20 protein-coding genes and 1 pseudogene are annotated in these 16022 nt (G+C 66.4%); 11 read left to right on the top strand and 10 right to left on the bottom strand.

The window, feature by feature from the left end; all coding sequences use genetic code 11:
- Positions 1-959 precede the first annotated feature (959 nt).
- From ACZ3IC_RS31450 to ACZ3IC_RS31440, 3 genes are all read left to right on the top strand, one after another.
- Positions 960-1298, top strand: a complete 339-nt coding sequence (locus ACZ3IC_RS31450) for a MerR family transcriptional regulator (protein ID WP_467421801.1) — start codon at positions 960-962, stop codon at positions 1296-1298.
- A gap of 118 nt (positions 1299-1416) precedes the next feature.
- The gene (locus tag ACZ3IC_RS31445) at positions 1417-1545 is read left to right on the top strand and encodes a hypothetical protein (RefSeq protein ID WP_467421800.1); all 129 of its coding nucleotides are present in this window, start codon (positions 1417-1419) and stop codon (positions 1543-1545) included.
- Between the two features lie 3 nt (positions 1546-1548).
- Positions 1549-1752, top strand: coding sequence for a cold-shock protein (locus ACZ3IC_RS31440; RefSeq protein WP_019072426.1), 204 nt, complete (start codon positions 1549-1551; stop codon positions 1750-1752).
- Positions 1753-2156: 404 nt separating this feature from the next.
- Here the strand turns inward: ACZ3IC_RS31440 and ACZ3IC_RS31435 are convergent, their stop codons facing one another.
- Positions 2157-2840 (bottom strand): transposase, encoded by a 684-nt coding sequence (locus ACZ3IC_RS31435; protein ID WP_467421797.1) that lies wholly within the window; start codon positions 2838-2840, stop codon positions 2157-2159.
- 236 nt (positions 2841-3076) lie between these two features.
- On the opposite strand from ACZ3IC_RS31435, the gene ACZ3IC_RS31430 reads away from it, so the two are divergent.
- Entirely contained in the window at positions 3077-3673 is a 597-nt protein-coding gene (locus ACZ3IC_RS31430; protein WP_467421795.1) for a hypothetical protein, read from the top strand.
- Here the strand turns inward: ACZ3IC_RS31430 and ACZ3IC_RS31425 are convergent.
- From ACZ3IC_RS31425 to ACZ3IC_RS31415, 3 genes and pseudogenes are all read right to left on the bottom strand, one after another.
- Positions 3591-4109 carry a transposase gene (locus ACZ3IC_RS31425; protein WP_467421793.1) on the bottom strand — a complete coding sequence of 173 codons (519 nt, stop codon included), beginning with the start codon at positions 4107-4109 and terminating at the stop codon, positions 3591-3593. The two genes, ACZ3IC_RS31430 and ACZ3IC_RS31425, sit on opposite strands and share 83 nt — an antisense overlap.
- Positions 4110-4155: 46 nt before the next feature.
- Positions 4156-4716 (bottom strand): annotated as a pseudogene (locus ACZ3IC_RS31420) (transposase domain-containing protein); the annotation flags it as partial.
- A 506-nt stretch (positions 4717-5222) separates the two neighbouring features.
- A complete protein-coding gene (locus ACZ3IC_RS31415) occupies positions 5223-5705 on the bottom strand; it encodes a phosphotransferase enzyme family protein (protein ID WP_467421791.1) in 483 nt (160 codons plus the stop codon).
- 386 nt (positions 5706-6091) lie between these two features.
- Here ACZ3IC_RS31415 and ACZ3IC_RS31410 point away from each other — a divergent pair, with 386 nt between their 5' ends.
- The 3 genes from ACZ3IC_RS31410 (at position 6092) to ACZ3IC_RS31400 (ending at position 8242) form a co-directional block, all read left to right on the top strand.
- Positions 6092-6793 carry a histone protein gene (locus tag ACZ3IC_RS31410; protein WP_467421789.1) on the top strand — a complete coding sequence of 234 codons (702 nt, stop codon included), beginning with the start codon at positions 6092-6094 and terminating at the stop codon, positions 6791-6793.
- 6 nt (positions 6794-6799) lie between these two features.
- Positions 6800-7813, top strand: coding sequence for an SRPBCC family protein (locus tag ACZ3IC_RS31405; protein ID WP_467421786.1), 1014 nt, complete (start codon positions 6800-6802; stop codon positions 7811-7813).
- Between the two features lie 279 nt (positions 7814-8092).
- Positions 8093-8242 carry a hydrophobic protein gene (locus tag ACZ3IC_RS31400; protein WP_467421784.1) on the top strand — a complete coding sequence of 50 codons (150 nt, stop codon included), beginning with the start codon at positions 8093-8095 and terminating at the stop codon, positions 8240-8242.
- A gap of 328 nt (positions 8243-8570) precedes the next feature.
- Here the strand turns inward: ACZ3IC_RS31400 and ACZ3IC_RS31395 are convergent, their stop codons facing one another.
- Both ACZ3IC_RS31395 and ACZ3IC_RS31390 read right to left on the bottom strand, forming a co-directional pair.
- On the bottom strand, positions 8571-9254 hold the full coding sequence (locus ACZ3IC_RS31395; RefSeq protein WP_467421782.1) for an ATP-dependent DNA ligase: 684 nt from the start codon (positions 9252-9254) through the stop codon (positions 8571-8573).
- A gap of 363 nt (positions 9255-9617) precedes the next feature.
- Entirely contained in the window at positions 9618-9839 is a 222-nt protein-coding gene (locus ACZ3IC_RS31390; protein WP_467421780.1) for a hypothetical protein, read from the bottom strand.
- 491 nt (positions 9840-10330) lie between these two features.
- On the opposite strand from ACZ3IC_RS31390, the gene ACZ3IC_RS31385 reads away from it, so the two are divergent.
- Together ACZ3IC_RS31385 and ACZ3IC_RS31380 are read left to right on the top strand one after the other, a co-directional pair.
- Positions 10331-10570: a hypothetical protein gene (locus ACZ3IC_RS31385; RefSeq protein WP_467421778.1), complete on the top strand. Its 240-nt coding sequence runs from the start codon at positions 10331-10333 to the stop codon at positions 10568-10570.
- Positions 10571-10974: 404 nt separating this feature from the next.
- Entirely contained in the window at positions 10975-11457 is a 483-nt protein-coding gene (locus ACZ3IC_RS31380; RefSeq protein ID WP_467421775.1) for an SPW repeat protein, read from the top strand.
- 406 nt (positions 11458-11863) lie between these two features.
- Here the strand turns inward: ACZ3IC_RS31380 and ACZ3IC_RS31375 are convergent, their stop codons facing one another.
- From ACZ3IC_RS31375 to ACZ3IC_RS31360, 4 genes are all read right to left on the bottom strand, one after another.
- Entirely contained in the window at positions 11864-12013 is a 150-nt protein-coding gene (locus tag ACZ3IC_RS31375) for a hypothetical protein (protein ID WP_467421773.1), read from the bottom strand.
- Between the two features lie 84 nt (positions 12014-12097).
- On the bottom strand, positions 12098-12313 hold the full coding sequence (locus ACZ3IC_RS31370; RefSeq protein WP_467421770.1) for a hypothetical protein: 216 nt from the start codon (positions 12311-12313) through the stop codon (positions 12098-12100).
- A 60-nt stretch (positions 12314-12373) separates the two neighbouring features.
- The gene (locus ACZ3IC_RS31365; protein ID WP_467421768.1) at positions 12374-12964 is read right to left on the bottom strand and encodes a hemerythrin domain-containing protein; all 591 of its coding nucleotides are present in this window, start codon (positions 12962-12964) and stop codon (positions 12374-12376) included.
- A gap of 9 nt (positions 12965-12973) precedes the next feature.
- The gene (locus tag ACZ3IC_RS31360; protein WP_467421766.1) at positions 12974-14173 is read right to left on the bottom strand and encodes a hypothetical protein; all 1200 of its coding nucleotides are present in this window, start codon (positions 14171-14173) and stop codon (positions 12974-12976) included.
- A gap of 391 nt (positions 14174-14564) precedes the next feature.
- On the opposite strand from ACZ3IC_RS31360, the gene ACZ3IC_RS31355 reads away from it, so the two are divergent.
- Together ACZ3IC_RS31355 and ACZ3IC_RS31350 are read left to right on the top strand one after the other, a co-directional pair.
- A complete protein-coding gene (locus ACZ3IC_RS31355) occupies positions 14565-15218 on the top strand; it encodes a Dps family protein (RefSeq protein WP_467421763.1) in 654 nt (217 codons plus the stop codon).
- 610 nt (positions 15219-15828) lie between these two features.
- On the top strand, positions 15829-16017 hold the full coding sequence (locus ACZ3IC_RS31350; protein WP_467421761.1) for a hypothetical protein: 189 nt from the start codon (positions 15829-15831) through the stop codon (positions 16015-16017).
- The last annotated feature ends 5 nt before the right edge of the window (positions 16018-16022 follow it).

Genomic DNA, 16022 nt, shown 5'->3' with positions numbered 1-16022 from the left:
TCGGTTTGCTTCAGTCGCTGCCGGAGGCTGCCGGGCTGGTCGGCGTCGTTGCGGATGGCGGCCTCCCAGATGCCGCACCGGCAGCTGCTCGACATCGACGCGCGGATGGAGCAGTCCGCTGCGAAGCCGGTGATCGTTCCGGACACCGTCGTCGTCGACGGCGGCAAGGTATTCATCCGCGTGCCCTTCTGCGGTCGAGGTCGACTATCTCTCTGCCTAGCGCACCAAAAATCTATGGTGGCCGGAGTAGACATTGGGTGGTGGTGTGGTTATGGTTTCTCTCGTAGCCGAGATCAGCAAGGCCCGGCAGAGACGAACTGCCGGGCAGTAGTACAAGGAGTTCGCAGGACGGTGCGGTGGTGGAGTTCCGAAGTCAGGGTTGTTGCGGGACGGCGACGGGACTGACGACCGGACCGGGTGGCCCGTAGTGATCAGGGGCCGCCGTGAGCAGTACCGCAGTTCACGCAGTAGAAGTTCGGTAAGTGCAATTCGCAGTACCAGCAGTGAGGTTGTCAGTGGTTCCTCGGTAAAGGCGTCGGCTGCGGGCGCGCGTACCGGGAGGTTCGACAGCAGGGTTCTAAGCCAGAGCAGACGCAGGACGGGCGACGGGGCTGGCTGCCGAAGAGTGGCGCTGTTCGAGGCCATCAGCAGTTCGCAGTACCAGCAGTACGCAGTTCCCGTTTGGTAAGTAGTTCATCCAGAGGGAAGAACGGAGGAGTTGAGCGCCATCAGGATCGCCCGGGTGGAATCACTGGGCCCGGGTACCGCAGGACATCGATAGTGAGGTGGTCTCCGGTCAAGCAACCGCGATCCCCGCGCCCCCGACAGTGTTCAGGTCGGGTCTGCGGAAACAGAGGGCCGGTGCAGTATCAGGGCCGGCAGATGGTGTAGCAGTTCCTTCGGGGCCCGGGTGCCATACGGCACCCGGGCCCCTCCACGCGTTCCATAGAGAGGTGCAAGTGACAGCAGACGACTCGTTCGGCCGTCTCGATGACGACGACTACCCCGCCTACACCATGGGCCGGGCCGCCGAGATGCTCGGCACCACCCAGGGCTTCCTTCGCGCCATCGGGGAAGCCCGCCTGATCACCCCGCTCCGCTCCGGGGGCGGCCACCGCCGCTACTCCCGCTACCAGCTGCGCATCGCCGCCCGCGCCCGTGAACTCGTCGACCAGGGCACCCCCATCGAGGCCGCCTGCCGCATCGTCATCCTCGAAGACCAGCTCGAAGAAGCCCAGCGCATCAACGCCGAATACCGCCGCGCCGCCGAATCAGAGAACCCAACGACCGCGGACTGAGGTGGTGGTGCCCGCCGGGTACCCGGCGGGTACCGCACGCACATGTCGGGGGTGTGGAGCATGGCTCATTTCCTCTGGTGACAGGGTGTGCGGACGTGTAGCGTCTGCGTCAGCTGTCATGGTTCGGAAGTTCCCCTTCGCCCACGTCCTCGGCGTGGGCGTTCTGCTGTGCTGTGCCGCAGGAACCAGGGCGATCACCTCCGCCTTCCGCGCGTTGTGGGAGGCGTTCATCGGCTGGAAGGCATGAGACATGGCTACGGGAACTGTGAAGTGGTTCAACGCGGAGAAGGGCTTCGGCTTCATCGCCCAGGACGGCGGCGGCCCGGACGTGTTCGCCCACTACTCTGCGATCAACTCCTCGGGCTTCCGTGAGCTCCAGGAAGGCCAGGCCGTGACGTTCGACGTCACCCAGGGCCAGAAGGGCCCCCAGGCCGAGAACATCAACCCCGCCTGACCTTCCCGCCCGCGCTCGGAGCCTACGGCTGCCCCCGGGCAGGCCCTGCTGTCCAACTGGTTCACCCGAACAGTGGCGCCGGCCTTCAGGCGACGTGGCGGGATCTGGGGCGCACGTGATCAGGGCCGCGCAGCAACAGCTGTGCGGCCCTGATCTGTGTCGAGACCGGCGTACGGGCCGATGGGGCCGACGTCGGGCAGGACGGTGCCACCGGAATAGTTGTGCCCTTCGAGCCGTGAACAGCGACCGCTCTTCCCGAAATGCTGCGCTACGGGTGGATCAATATCTATGGCCGCGAGGTGAGGGTTTAACTAGGCTTATGTGCTCTGCAGCACTGAGCAAGGAGAGCGCGTCCATGGCCACTGACTTTGTTGCCCTAATGACTCTGCTGCGCAATTCCGGGGTCAGGCCGTGAGCCGGTAGGCGAGGTGTTCGAGGCGGCTGCTGCGGGTGTGGTGCTGGTTGTGTCCGGTCCAGTGGGCGTCGAGTCGGATCACGTTGAGGGCGGTGGCGGAGAAGGCGTGCTGGAGACGGACTTTCGGCAGTCCGCGGTAGCGGGCCCGGCGCATGCCGGTAAGGTCCAGGGCCTGGTTGATGGTGCCCTCCACTCCTGCGCGCAGGGCGTACTTGGCCTTCCAGGTCTCCGTCTTCTGCTCGGCGCGGGCCCGGACGAGGGCCTCGTGCGGTTCCCTGGGCCGCAGGGTGAGCATGCGCCGGCCCAGCGCGGAGCTGGTGCACTGTTTCTGGAAGGGGCAGGGGCGGCAGGTGAGAACGCTGAAGGTGATGACGATCGCGTCCGCGCCGTGCTGCTTCACCGGGTTCCAGTGCGCGCTTCTCTTCCCGGCGGGGCAGCGGACCTGTCGGGCCTTCCAGTCGATGGCGAAGGCGTTCTTGTCGAAGCCGGTGTGCGCCTTGGCCTGGGCGGAGTGGTCCAGCAGGACCGGGGTGACCATACGGATGCCCCGCTCCAGCGCGGTGGTGATCAGATCGGCGGAGGGGTAGCCGGAGTCCAGGTAGTGTTCGCCGGGTTTCACCCCGTGCTCGGCCAGGCGCAGTTGAACAGGCCCGGTCGCCTTCACATCGGGCACGGTGGCGTCGGTGGTGAAGGCGGTCGAGTAGGAACCGCGCAGTGAGTTCAGTTTGGTGTCACATCGGTTGACACCCAGGACTGAACTGGCCTTCTCCCCCTCTGTTTTCGACAGGGTGAAGCAGAGCCAGTGGGGCAGTGAGTGCGTTGTGGCAAAGGGAGTCCTTGTTCGATGAGCGGGGGCTTCTTCGTGCTCGGAGCATGACCGTGGAGGGGTAGGGGCAGGCAGCGGACGGCTTGTTGTTGATCGAGGAGGATGCGATGCCGTCGGTGCTGGGGTTGATGGAACGGCGTGAGGCGCGGGCGAGGCAGGATCTGGAGTCCTGGACGGAGGTCTTGGAGCAGGCTCAGGCGGAGGTGAATGCCGCGCGGGAGCGTGTCGATCGGGCTCGGGTGGGGCGGGAGGAGCTCGTGTCGGTGCTGGCCGAGGAGAGCGCGGTGAATACGCCGGCTTCCGTGCCGTGTGGTGGTGAGGTGGCTGCCGCTGTGGGGTCGAGCGGCTCTGGTGCGGGGGCGGGGTATGACGAGCGGCCGCCGGTGTGGCGGTCGGGTATGGGTGAGGAGGTGCTCAGTGGCCTGTATCGGGAGGTGTTTGCCGCGGTGGCGGCCGCGTCGGGGCCGGTGAGCGGGGTGGAACTGGCGCGGGCGGTGGGCCGGGAGACGGAGATCAAGAATGAGGTGGAGAAGGTCCGTCACAGTGCCTATGCGCTGGAGAAGCGGGGCTGGCTGCTGCGGGAGAAGAACGGACGGTTCATGCCCGCGCCCGGGGCAGTCGGTCGGGACGCTTCTCCGGCCAGCGCGGGGCGTCTCCGGCCAGGCGCCGGGACAGCCTGATCATGGCAGCCCACCACACCATCTGGGTGTGGTGATCGGCCCGGCGTTCGTGGTCGCGGTTGAGACGGCGTGATCGCGAGAGCCAGCTCAGCGTTCTTTCCACCACCCACCTGCGGGCCAGTACGACAAATCCGCGTTGTCCGTCGGATCGGCGCACGACCTCGATCCGGACTCCGTGGCGGGCGAACGCCTTGGCCAGGGCCGGGCCCTGGTAGGCGCTGTCGACCCACACCAATTTCAGCAGCCGACCCGGATCGGTCATGAACGTCTCCAGCAGCGCGGGGGCGGCCTTTGAGTCGTGAAGATCGGCCGTGGTCACGGTCACCTCGAGGAGCAGGCCCTCGGTGTCGGTCAGGATGTGGCGCTTACGCCCGTCACGTGATTTCCCGCCGTCGTATCCGCGACTGTCCTCGCTGACGGTTTCGGAGGCGTCCACCGACTGACTGTCGATGATCCCGGCACTGGGCTCGGTGTTTCGGCCCTTGCGAGGCGGGGCCGAAGACCGCTGCGATCAGGCCGCGGGTGCCGGTTTCGCACAGGGTCATGAGCATCAGCCGGGGGTAGCCGGTCGGGCCGTAGCGGCGTTCGGTGCGGCCGAGCCAGGACCGGTTGCGCTCGTGGTCGGGGACGGACAGGCTCCCGCAGCCGTCGAAGGCGACCGTACGCCAGCGGCGGTAACGCACTCCGGGCGTGGACGGCTGGGCCAACGGGCCGGCCAGCACGTCGAACAGCCGCTTGAGCGGGGCCACCCCGACCCGCCGGCGCAGATCGCGAAGTGCCTTCTCCGACGGCTGCGGCACTCTGGCGGCCAGTCCGGCCGCGAGTTTGCCCCACACCAGTCCGGTGCCCAGATGCCCGAACAGGCCGAGCGCGAGCACGAAGTACACGCCGACGCGAGAGGGGAGGCTTCTCAGTCGTCGCTCGCGTGCCCCGGTCTCGTCCAATACCGCATCCACCAACTCGGGTGGGATGACCTGCGTTAACTCGCCGATGTGGCCAGGCGCGAACACGTCATCGGTTCCGCCCGTGACAGACTGGACCACTGTGCCTCTGCTTTCTCAGGAAGATCTTGGTCGTTCCCCTGGATAGCAGAGGCCCCTCCCACATCTCGCCCACCCTTGACACCGCCGCCGAGCGCTTAACTTCGTGGCATTGGTCGAGTATCTGGCGGTGGCAGTAGCCCTCGGGCCTGCCGCCCCGGCTCTCCATCCACGCCGGCGTCGGAAAAGCCTGCCGGACCACCGCCCACTCCGCATCACTCATGTCCGAGCCGTAACAGGGCTTCCGGCTGGGGTGATCGGCCGCGTTCCCGAACCTGTGGGCGAGACAGTCACACCCTGGGGTGGACGGGCTGGACTGAACGAACGGGACCACGCAAGACTGCAACAACAAGGGCCTCCCTGTCGCTCTGGCTTCGATAACCGCGAGCTACCAGGAGGCCCTTTCTTCATGCGCGCATAGCGGCGAACTCACCCGATCCAGCTCCCTGTTCGATCAAGAACGACCGCACGATCGGAAAGACAACAGCTTGTGACGCGCCCTCGATCGATCAACACCTCACCAACGTGACAACACCCTCAGGACTGCTCACAGGTGACGGTGCCCGGGTAGGGGCACCCCTCCACGTACGCCTGCATGTTCGCCAGGATGCCGGCGATGCGGCGCGGCCCCATGAGGCGACACCGGCGTTGACGGGTGCCGAGGTGGTGACGAAGTTGAGGATGAAAACGTCGCGCAGTAGCAGGTAGGGCTCCAGGAGCCGGGCAAAGTCGATTGGCAGGGACCGCACCTGGGCGTAGCCGGCCAGGAACGCGCGGGTGAACTCCTCGTAAGAGCCCGGTTCCCGTGCGATCCGGTGGACGGACGAGAGGACGGTGGCGATGTCGAGGAGTCGGTCACCGATGCCGCAGTCATCGAAGTCGATGATGCCGATGCGGCCGTCGGACATGGCGATCATGTTTTCGCGGTGCAGGTCGCCGTGGATACGTCCGTAGTCGGTCTGGCCGCCCTCTTGGAGGGCTGGGGTGATCAACTCGGTGACCTTGGGGAGCGCGGCGGTTTCCCTTCAAGATGCACAGCTCCCGATAGCGATCAGACTGGATTTATGGCGGGAGAACGCTGCGCGCTGGGAAATCCCCTCGGCGGTAGGCGGCGGACCAGCGCCTTGTGGAGCTGGCGCCAGCGTCTGACGGCGGACTGACGTTGCTGTTCACCCCGCCTATTGCTCCGGTCGTCTGGGTGGCGGAGAAGCTCAATGGTGCCTGGGCGCGAGTGCACGGCCGAGGACTGTTCAGTGCCCGGCTGGCGTACTGAACCCAGGCCTGCGACGGAGACCGAGGGGTTCGAAGAGGAACGGCTGCTCGTCGGCTGCATGCTGCACGAGTTGGGACGTGCGGAACGATCGAAGGTGACTCGCTCATGGATAACACAGCCAAGGTGACGCTCGCGGCCGCGGTAGTGGGCGGATATGTGCTGGGCCGGACGAAAAAGGGCCGGCTGGCGCTGGCAATTGCGACTTATCTGGCAGGCAGACGATTCGGCCTTGAACCTCGACAGCTTGCAGCCGAAGGGGTGCGCAGACTCGGGGAGATGCCCCAGTTCGCTGGGCTGCAGGATCAGCTGAAAGGGGAAGTTCTCGACGCGGGCCGCAAGGCAATGACTGCCGTCGCCGACCGGGGCATGAGTTCGCTGGCCGACGTCATCGGCGATCGCACCGCCCGGCTCGGCGAGAAGCAGGACGAGGGGGAGGAGGAGCCGGAAGAGGAGGAAGCGGAAGAGGAGGAAGCGGAAGAGGAGGAGCCGGAGGAGGAAGCGGAGGAGGAGGAGGAAGCGGAGGAGGAGGAAGCGGAGGAGGAGGAGGAGGAGGAGGAGGAGCCGGAGGCGCGGCCGAAGCGCCACGGCGGTTCTCGGCAATCAGCTAAGCCCAGAAGGGCGCCCCGCGAGGGTGGGGCACGCAAGAAGGCCGCTCCCGCCCGCGGAGAGAAGCCTCGGACGGCCAAGAAGTCTGCGTCCCGGACGAGGGCTCCGGCGAAGAAGACAGCTCCTGCCAAGAAGTCCGCGGCCAAAAAACCGACGTCGTCGAAGCAAGCAGCATCCAGCCGCGCCGATCGTCGGAGGTAACCGGTCATGACCAGGACAGAAAGAGAAGAGCCCAAGGCAGAAAAGTCGGGTATGGACCGGCTTCGCGAGGAGGCGTCCAGCTTCCTCAGTGCACAGGTGGAGAAGCTGACTGAGAAGGCGGGCGACAAGCTGACCGACGTCGCCGGACAGCTCACTGATGTGGCCGAGAGCGGATCGCTTCCCGCGATCGGCTCCCGCATTCTCCAGGGCGACTCCCCGATGAAGGCATTCGTCACGGAGAAAGCCAAGGGCGTCAAGGACAACGTCGTAGGGAAGGTCAAGGAAACCTTCGGCGGAGGAAAAGGGAAACGCAAGTCCAGCGGAGCCAAGGTCATGAACATCATCGAGGCTCTCGATGTGGGCGTACCCCTGCGCGATGCTTATGACTACTGGACGCAGTACGACAAATTCAGCAGCTTCGCCAAGGGCGTTCGCGACGTCTCGAAGAGCGATGAGATGTCCAGCGACTGGAAGGTCAAAGTCGGCCCTTCCTCACGTAGCTTCAAGGCGACCGTCCAGGAGCAGATTCCCGACGACCGCATCGTCTGGACATCCGAGGGAGCCAAGGGGAGCACCCGTGGTGTGGTCAGCTTCCATGAGCTGGCACCCAGCCTGACGCGAATCGTTCTGGTCGTCGAGTACTACCCGTCCGGATTCTTCGAGAAGACGGGGAACCTATGGCGAGCCCAAGGGCGTCGAATGCGACTGGACTTCAAGCACTTTCAGCGATACGTCACGCTCACCGAGAAGGAGCCCGAGGGGTGGCGCGGTGAAATTCGTGACGGGGAAGTCGTCGTGTCCCACGAAGAGGCCATGGAAGAGGAAGAGGCCGCTCAGGAGGACTCAGAAGGCGAGGGCAACGAGACCCCGGAAGAGGATTCGGACCGCACCAGCGACGACGAGGAGGACGAATACGAAGACGAAGACGCGGACCAGGAGGAGGACGAGGAGGGGGACGATGACTGGGAGGATGAGGAGGAGGGCGAAGACGAAGGTGACGAACTCACAAGGCGGTCGTGATCGCCGGTGAACAAGATCGACCTCCTCACATAGGGCACCCACGTCCCCATCCTCGATCTGAAGAGTTCTACCGGTCGGGGCATCCGCGATTCCGCGAGGGAGCAGTCGTAGACCCGCGCGCGCGGAACGGCAGGTGCGGCCTGTTGCCTGTCCTTTGTTCGAGATGGGTGAGGCGCAGGGACGGTATTGCATGCCCGCACTGAGGGATAAGAAACACATAAATCTCGGGTGCATGGCGCGCTGATACCAGGGCACACGCTGTTCTGGAGGTTGATAATTATGGTTCCCCTGTTTCTTGTTCTTCTGCTCGCCCTGCTTCTCTTCGGTGCCGGCTTCGCGCTGAAGGCCCTGTGGATCGTCGCCGTTGTTGTGCTGGCTGTCTGGCTGCTCGGATTTGTCATGCGGCACTCCGAACTTCGGTTGCGATAAGGCGAGTGGTGGCCCCGCGTCGTGCCCGCGACAGACACCACCGGTACGACCCGAACCCACCCACCTGGAACGATGCCCCAAGCACGCCGGGCCCGGCATCTCCGCAGCGCGTCGGCACGCCCTGCTTGAAACCTGGCTCCGCCGGTGAACAGCATGGCGCGCACAGGCCTTGGTTGAAGCAGGCTGAAGGGCCGGGGTCACCGCATCCTCACCACCGTGAGCGTTCCGTGCCGGCCTGATCCCGCCAGAATTTCCACCGTCACGTCGGTCTGGACCCGGGTGTACATCTCGCCTTCCGCCCGTCGCTCACCTATCACCTCCGCATCGGTCAGGGCAGCGCCGATGTGTGTGGAGAGGACGGGCTCGAGGCGGGCGGACAGCCTGACCTGGCCCTCGTCGCCGCGTCGACGGTGTCGGCGTGGCGGACTTTCACCCAGCCGCGGTGTCCTGACGGGTAGGCGGCCGTGCCGCGCTTGGCCATGACTCCTACGAGGCCCTGCTCCTGGAGTGTCTCGTACCAGTGTTCTGCCACATCGCGGTCGTCGGTTGCCGGTACGGGCTGGAGCGGCGGTCCGACATCGGCGAGCAGTTCCAGGAGAAGGGCGCGCCGCTTGGTGTAGGGGAGGGTGCGGGTGTCTCCGATGGTCGGGTTGGGGTGCTGCACGAGGTCCCAGCAGGCGTACGAGGCCGAGTGCCGGGCGGCAAGCGCACGGGCCCGGGTCACAGACGACGCGGCCCTCGACTGAGCGGCTGCGAAATCGAGCCGCTCCTCGCGCCAGATCGCTGCCTCGCCGTCCAGCGCGGTGCCCGGTGGCAGAGCCATGCCGGCCAGGGCCAGGTCCATCCAGTACGGCGTGACGACCCTCCCGGACCGGGCATACAGGATCACCGTGTCGTCGGTACGGCGCAGGACGACACGGTGCCCGTCGAACTTCGGCTCGAACCACCACCCCGGCCCCTCGGGCAGCGTCGGGACGGCCCGGGCCAGCGCCACCTTGATCGGGAAATCCACACTGCCGATCCTGCAGGCCTCGGCCACCCCGCGGCGCGCGGGGCGGTCCGTACGGCCTTATGCGCCCATCAGTTCTGCCCCCGGATGGCAGACCTGGTACGCCTCGATGTCCGGCTCGGCCAGCGCGATGAACCGGTTTCGGTGCACTCCGTATCCCTGTGGAGGTCAGCGGCCCGCAAACGAGTGATTCCAGGACCGCCGCGGTCATGCCCCGCCCGCCCATGGGGAACGTTCACCGTGTGAGGCGAACGCTGGGATCCCCTGCTGGACCGCGGCCACCTCGCAGCGAGCCGCCCCCGCCGGACCACAGGGTCAGACAGGGGCGGCGCAAGCCAGAAGGCGGCTCCCGGTAGGAGCCGGCTGTCAGTCCTTGGCGATGGCCATGCCGAGGAAGATTCCGGCCAGCAGTGCCAGGCTGCCGGTGGCCATCACCGCCCACGTCCCCGTCTGCGTCGCGGCGAACGTCGAGGTCATCCCTGCCTGCGCCGCCGCTTGCGTGGCCTGCGCCCCGGCCATGGTCGCCTCCTGGGCGGCCATACCCGTTTCCAGCTGCTGAACCTTGCTCTCCAGCTCAGACTGCTCCATCTTGCGGTTCCTCTCTCACGGTGTGCCGGCTGATTCCGGCATCCACCGTCCATCGCTTCCCCACTGGGCGGACACAGCCGCGTTGGCTGTCTGCGGTGCACCCGTTTGCCGACGACGGGCGCCCCGCCGGGGGCCGACGTTCGCGCGGTGGGTTGGCCAGGGGCCCGGAGTTGATGCCGAACGGGTCGCTCCAGCGGCAGAACAGCTGTGAGGCTGCTCTGGGTGGCGTTGAGAACGCGTGCGGGGCATGGGGGCCGACCGCGGCGATGACCCGCCGGCCCGGTCGGCGCACAGGGCCTGAGGGGTGTGGCTGCGCGCCCCCGCGGCCCTGCGGGTGCCCGGCGCAGCGAGCGCCTCTCTGGACGACGGATCGGCGTCGCCATCTGAACGGTTGGTGATCCAAGGAGTGGCCTGTGGCCGTGTCCGGCGCCGGATTGCTGGGGGCGGTGGAGAGAATGGTTGTATGCGGAAAAGCTGGGTGTATCAGTTCCGTGACGGCCCGGAGCGGGAGGTTCGAGATCCTGGCCGAACAGGACGGGAGGCCCCGGCAGATCCTGGTCCGGCAGTGCCCCGATGGTCACGGCCTGGTGGACGGATACGTCCTGCAGCACGTCGACGCGCCGAAGCGGGCTGCCGTCTACACCTGGGTGCGGCGCGGCGAACTCAATCCGGTTGCCGCTTACCTGCTGGAGCTCCTGGCCGAGGTCTGCCCGAAAGAGAGTGCCTGGTAGATCTGCGACGAACGGGTGGATGGCACCGGCTCGGGGACGTGGCTGCGGCGCGTGAGGAACGTGATCGTGAAGACGGCAGAGTTGGAGAGCAAGGTTCACGGTCTGGAGACGGCACGGCCCTGGCCGTCCAGGAGGGCCAACCTTGCCGGTGTGCAGGCCACGCAGGGGCATCGCCCACAGCGGCACCTGGTCCGTGGTGGACCGTCGCGCCGAGGTCCTGGCCGTCGGCATCTTCCTGGGCATGGCCGTCGCTAAGAGCTGACCCGGCCCCGGGGCGGGTTCGCCGACGGCCGCATCTGGCGTCGGCGGGCCCCGGCGGCCGGGACCGGCCTGCCCCAGTTTGCCTATTTTTATGTCGGTTTTAGGCTAGTTCTTGGGTAAACAGCTCTCTTTCGGAGGCCATCATGGCGTCAACCCATCACGCACCTATCGAGGAGCACCCCGACCTGGTGGAACTGCACGCCCGGCACGAGCGCGCTGCTGCCACCCCACGAGCTCAGATGATTGAGGCCCTGGCCCTCATCACCGGTCTCTACCTCGCGGCCTCACCCTGGATAGCCGGCTTCAACGGCTTCACTACCCTGGCCGTCAACAATTTGATCGCCGGCATCGCTTACATGCTGCTCCTCGGTGGCCTGGGCACCTCCTATGAGCGCACCCACTCCATGGCCTGGGCCGCGGTCGTCATCGGCATCTGGACCTGCGTCGCTCCCTGGGTCGTCGCAGGCGACGTCGCCCACACCCGCTCCATCACCAGCAACCTCATCACCGGCGTCATCGCCACCCTCCTCGCCCTCGCCGCCGCCTCCGCGGCCCGCGACCGCACCGACAATCGCGGCACCCGCCCCGGCGCACGAGAGAACCGCACCATGCCCGGCGACCGCTGACACCGCCACTACCGCGGACCCCGCAATCCCGCTTTGGCTTTTCCGCCCCCTCCCCGGAGGGGGAGAAAATCGCCGCCCGGTCACGGGGGCGGATGGCAGCGTAGACCGGAGTGCAGCGGAAGCTAACCAGATCGCACGGTTCCGCCCCAAACCCACTGTCGGCCAGATGGGTGGAAGTCATGCGAGCCGCATGACCGGCCCAGACGGCCTTCGGTTGACCGCCACGACGGCAACGTGATGCTCGTCCGGTCCTGCGCCCATCGTCGCGCCCATCGTCACTTCACTGGCTGGATGCACAGTAGACGCGGCAGGCCAGTCCCGGAGTGCTGCCAGTGTCGGTCGTCACATGTGGCGGGTTGGCGTGACCGTGCTGCTGTTCTGGAACGCTGGCGAGGAGAGGGGCGCGTCACGAGGTCCGAGAAACGAGTTCGTCGTACTCCAAGTCGGACGGGTCCGTGGTTTGTACGTAGACCTGGGCACCGTCGAGCAGATTGCGGAGTGTGTTACGGGTGGTAGAGTGCGCGAACCTTTGCTCGATCTCCGCGGCCTCGGGCACCAGGAGATCCTCCTTGTACCCGGCCCTGCCCGTGGTACTAGGACTCGCCGTACTGCACGAGCGGGTTGACCGGCGTCAGGCTGTTCAACTTCTGGGCGCGGCGGTGGCAACCGTGCTGCTCGCATGCGGCTGAGCCTCCTGCCGCCGCACGGTGCGCAAGCCGGAGACGAAGAGGAAGCCCGCCGTCCTCGGAAGCCTTCGCTGTCCTGGCGACCACCTGCGCTGGCCCTTCCGGATCGGAGCAGCGTCGTCCTCGGCCACGTCGAGCGGCTCCCAGACCAGAGCCTCGTCGATCACCATGTGTTCCGCCTCGATGTGCTCGAAACGGCAGACCGGCCGGACGACCGGGCTGCCGTTCGCTTAGCCCTTGCCCATGGCCTTGCGGACCGCGTCCTTCGTTCGGTCCATCAGTGCGGCGACCGGCCCCAGCACCACGTTCGCGGCCCCCGACTCCACCCCGGGGTGCGGGCGGGTGGGTGCCATGGCCTCGGCGGCCTTGATGGCCTTGGCCATAGCGGCGAGGTTGGTGACGTCGGTACTGCGGCGGATGTGGGTGAACTCGTAGCGTTCCTCGGCGCGGGCGTGCTCCTGGACGTCCGTGCGCAGCTTCAAGAGCTGGGGCATGAATTTCGGGTCGTCGGTGTCGAGTTTGTCCAGCGTTGCCAAGGTTTCCTTGGCAGCCTTCTCCTCGGCAAGGCGGTCCTCGACGACTTGTCTACCGCCCGGGAGGTAGTGGCGGGCGAAGGGATGGACGACTTCCTCCTCCGCTGTCTCGTGGACGGCGAGCAGGCGCACCAGGCGGCGGAACGCGTCGCGGCGCTCTTCGCCGGTCCCGGCCTCGACCTCATCGAAGAGGTTGCGGATATCGCCATGCTGGCGCATCAGCAGCGCCACCACATCGATGTCCTTGGTGTGGTCGTCTCCGGCCTGCGGCGTGTGGAGCTCGGACATGTCGGCTCCCTACTTCTCGCGCATGGCGGGGTCGGGATGCTCGCCCTCGGACTGGACGCGGTACTCGCGGCCGAACATCTGATCATGCTCGGCCATGACCCGCTCGCTCGGCGGTTCCTCGCCGCCGTGGATCTGCTCCTGCATCTGCTCGAACCGCTCGTGCGCCTCCCGCACATAGCCGGCACCCAGCGTGGTCAAGTCCATTTGGGTGTCCAGCAGTTCCCGCAGGTAGCCCTTGTTCGGCTCGAAGGTGAGAACGTTGGGCAGCTCCGGTGCCAGGACCGACTCCGACTCGCGCCCGTCGTACTGTCGCATGAGATCGCAGGCGATGTGCAGGTGCTCGAGTTCCATGTTCAGGTGCAGCTCCCAGATCGCCTTGACCTTGGGGTCGCTCTCCTGCTCCATGAAGGAGTAGTACAGGTAACACTCGTTGTACTCGTGGTTGACCAACTGCTCCCACCACGTCTCCCCCGGATCTACCAGCGACTCGTAGTGGGTGACGTGCTCCTCCTCGATCAGCCCGATCTCCTGGTACAGCTGGCGGGCGATCGGCTCCATGTAGGTGGGGCCGGTGTTCATGTAGAAGTTCATCGTCTGCTGCTCCGCCGACATGACCGTCAGCGCGTGCAGCTTCGACAGCGGGTTGGTCTCGTCCTTGGCATACGGGTCGCGCACGTTGTCGACCGGATCGCGGTGGTGGAACTTCGTGGGGCGGCCGGGCATAACCTCGGTCAGCCCGTCGACGATCGACTCCGCCTTGCGGTGCTCGATCATCTCGTACAGGTTCGCGTACCGGTACAGATGGTCGAAGTCCTCCAGCACCCCGAACTGGTACGCCTGCTTCAGATACGGGTCCGGCTCCATCCGCGCCACCCACGCCGTCAGATCGACCGCGACCTGCTCGTACGCGATCGTCGTCTCCAGCACCGACGACACCCCAGGCAGCAACCAGTTCACCACCTTCTGCTGCTGCGCCTCGATGTAACGGGTTCGGGCGAGCTGCCGCTTCACCTCGGGGTCGACCGTGTTGCGGGCGAGCTGGTGGCTGAACAGGATCGCCTCGACCTCGATCCCGTTCATCGTGATGATCCGGCAGCGCGTGTACGGGTCGCAGTGGTCCGGATCGATCGGCGTCACGTTCAGCTCCCGCCAGTTCCGCAACTGGCGGTCCAGCGGAATACCACGCTGTTCCAACGGATTGAACGTCACGACCGATTCTCCTCAAGAGTGGTGAGCGGCGGACTACCCCATTGCTGACGATCCATATCCGCCGAATTTTCGCGGGGCACGCCTCCTCATGCTTCTCGCCCACGGTTCGGGCCGCCACGCCCCACGCCCAGTCAGCCGTATGCCACGCTCATATGGCGCAGCGCGCCTCCCTCTAACTGGACAGGTCTGCCGGCGCCAAGCCGGACGAACTAGCGGTACCGCAAGGCGAGCCCGACCGCTGGCGGCGCCATTGGCCGCAGGGCCGCACGCATAGGCCGACCGAGCCCTCGCGACGGACCAGTCAGGTGGTGTTCCGCGCAGTCGGGCGTGGGAGGGCCCCCACGTGGTGCAGATGAAAGCGGGTAGATCTTCACTCAGTCACAGGAGCCTCATGTCCCCCAGCGACACCACCCCCCGCTATAGCGTCCCTGGCCTCGGCGTAAGACAGGGCGGGCGGGTGATCGAACTGTTGCAGCCGCGTCTGCACGCGCTCAACGATCTCGCCCTCACTATCAAGCACATTCACTGGAACGTGGTCGGGCCCAACTTCATCGCCGTGCACGAAATGCTCGACCCGCAGACCGCTGCGGTGCGGAGCATGGCCGATGGCACCGCCGAACGCATCTCCGCGCTGGGGGGCGAACCGCACGGCACCCCCGGAGCTCTAGTCTCCGAGCGTACCTGGGACGACTACAGCATCGGTCGCGCGGACGCGTTGGCCCACCTTGGTGCACTCGACCTCGTCTACTCCGGGGTCATCAAGGACCACCGGAATGCCGCCGCGAAAGTCGCCTCCATCGACCCCGTCACCGAGGATCTGCTCATCGGGCACCTGCGTTCCCTGGAGCAGTTCCAGTGGTTCGTCCGCGCACATCTGGAGAACGGCTCCGGCACTCTGATTCAGGCTGGTGCGAGCAGCGAGGCAGAGGCCGCCGAAGCGATGGCTCCCGTGCGCAAGACAACGGGCAAGAAGACCACGGGCACAAAAGCCACGGGCACGAAGCGAGCAGCCAAGAAGGCAACCTCGGCCAAGCGGACGCGGTGACCTCCGCCAGTCGCAGACGTCTGGGCCCGTAGGTCAGCCAGCAGACGGGGCCGCTCAGGGGAAACCGTCTCCTCGGGTCAGCGGCAACTGCGTTTCACAGCTGCTCGCCGCAAACGCTGAGAGCCCGGAACCACCCGTCTCGGCAAGGTTGGAGGAAACCCTTCAGCACGCCCCGCGAGGCCACTCCTAGCCTCCTGGCAGTCGTATGTCCCGTATCTGAACCTGCGCGCAGGGCCCGGGAAACCAAACTCGCACTGCGGCATCGGTTACCGGGCCGCCGCATACACGCCACGCATATGCCCCCCACGCCACCCGGAACAGCACACGGACCGGCGGTGCGAGGCAAAAGGAACGCCGTGAAGCGGCACGGATTGTGCGTACGGCTGCAAGGGGCCTACCGCGGGCAACCCCCGTCGGCGCAGGCCGAAGCCATGTCCGAATTCCCCGGCAACGGCGTTGACCAAGACACCTCCAGCACGAGGTGAGCAGCCCCTCCCTGCCGCGCTCGGGGTGCAGCCCGAGGTGCGCGGTGGTTCCGGCTCGATGGAATCTGACAATCATGCAGCGTAAGGACGCGCGGGGAAGCGGAAGGCACGACGTAGAGGGACTTGTGAACGAGCTCTACGCCACACCGCCGCCCGACTTCGTCTCCCGCCGTGAAGAGCTGGCTGCCGAGGCCAAGGCAGACGGGCGTGTGGAGGATGCCCATCTGATCCATGCCGCCCGCCGCCCCACGCTCGCCGCCTGGGCAGCGAACCTGCTACCGGGCACTGTCACGTTGACTGACCGGGTGGGATGATCTTG

Source organism: Streptomyces sp. NPDC002958 (assembly GCF_055563255.1).
The sequence above is the reverse complement of the archived record's forward strand: the minus strand, read 5'-3'. Positions and strand labels throughout refer to the sequence as shown.

Bases quoted from the DNA above. Each gene is read 5' to 3' on its own strand.
- ACZ3IC_RS31445 (WP_467421800.1), top strand. From the start codon at position 1,417: ATGGTTCGGAAGTTCCCCTTCGCCCACGTCCTCGGCGTGGGCGTTCTG.
- ACZ3IC_RS31440 (WP_019072426.1), top strand. From the start codon at position 1,549: ATGGCTACGGGAACTGTGAAGTGGTTCAACGCGGAGAAGGGCTTCGGC.
- ACZ3IC_RS31410 (WP_467421789.1), top strand. From the start codon at position 6,092: ATGGATAACACAGCCAAGGTGACGCTCGCGGCCGCGGTAGTGGGCGGA.
- ACZ3IC_RS31405 (WP_467421786.1), top strand. From the start codon at position 6,800: ATGACCAGGACAGAAAGAGAAGAGCCCAAGGCAGAAAAGTCGGGTATG.
- ACZ3IC_RS31400 (WP_467421784.1), top strand. From the start codon at position 8,093: ATGGTTCCCCTGTTTCTTGTTCTTCTGCTCGCCCTGCTTCTCTTCGGT.
- ACZ3IC_RS31390 (WP_467421780.1), bottom strand. From the start codon at position 9,839: ATGGAGCAGTCTGAGCTGGAGAGCAAGGTTCAGCAGCTGGAAACGGGT.
- ACZ3IC_RS31380 (WP_467421775.1), top strand. From the start codon at position 10,975: ATGGCGTCAACCCATCACGCACCTATCGAGGAGCACCCCGACCTGGTG.
- ACZ3IC_RS31370 (WP_467421770.1), bottom strand. From the start codon at position 12,313: ATGGTGATCGACGAGGCTCTGGTCTGGGAGCCGCTCGACGTGGCCGAG.
- ACZ3IC_RS31365 (WP_467421768.1), bottom strand. From the start codon at position 12,964: ATGTCCGAGCTCCACACGCCGCAGGCCGGAGACGACCACACCAAGGAC.
- ACZ3IC_RS31355 (WP_467421763.1), top strand. From the start codon at position 14,565: ATGTCCCCCAGCGACACCACCCCCCGCTATAGCGTCCCTGGCCTCGGC.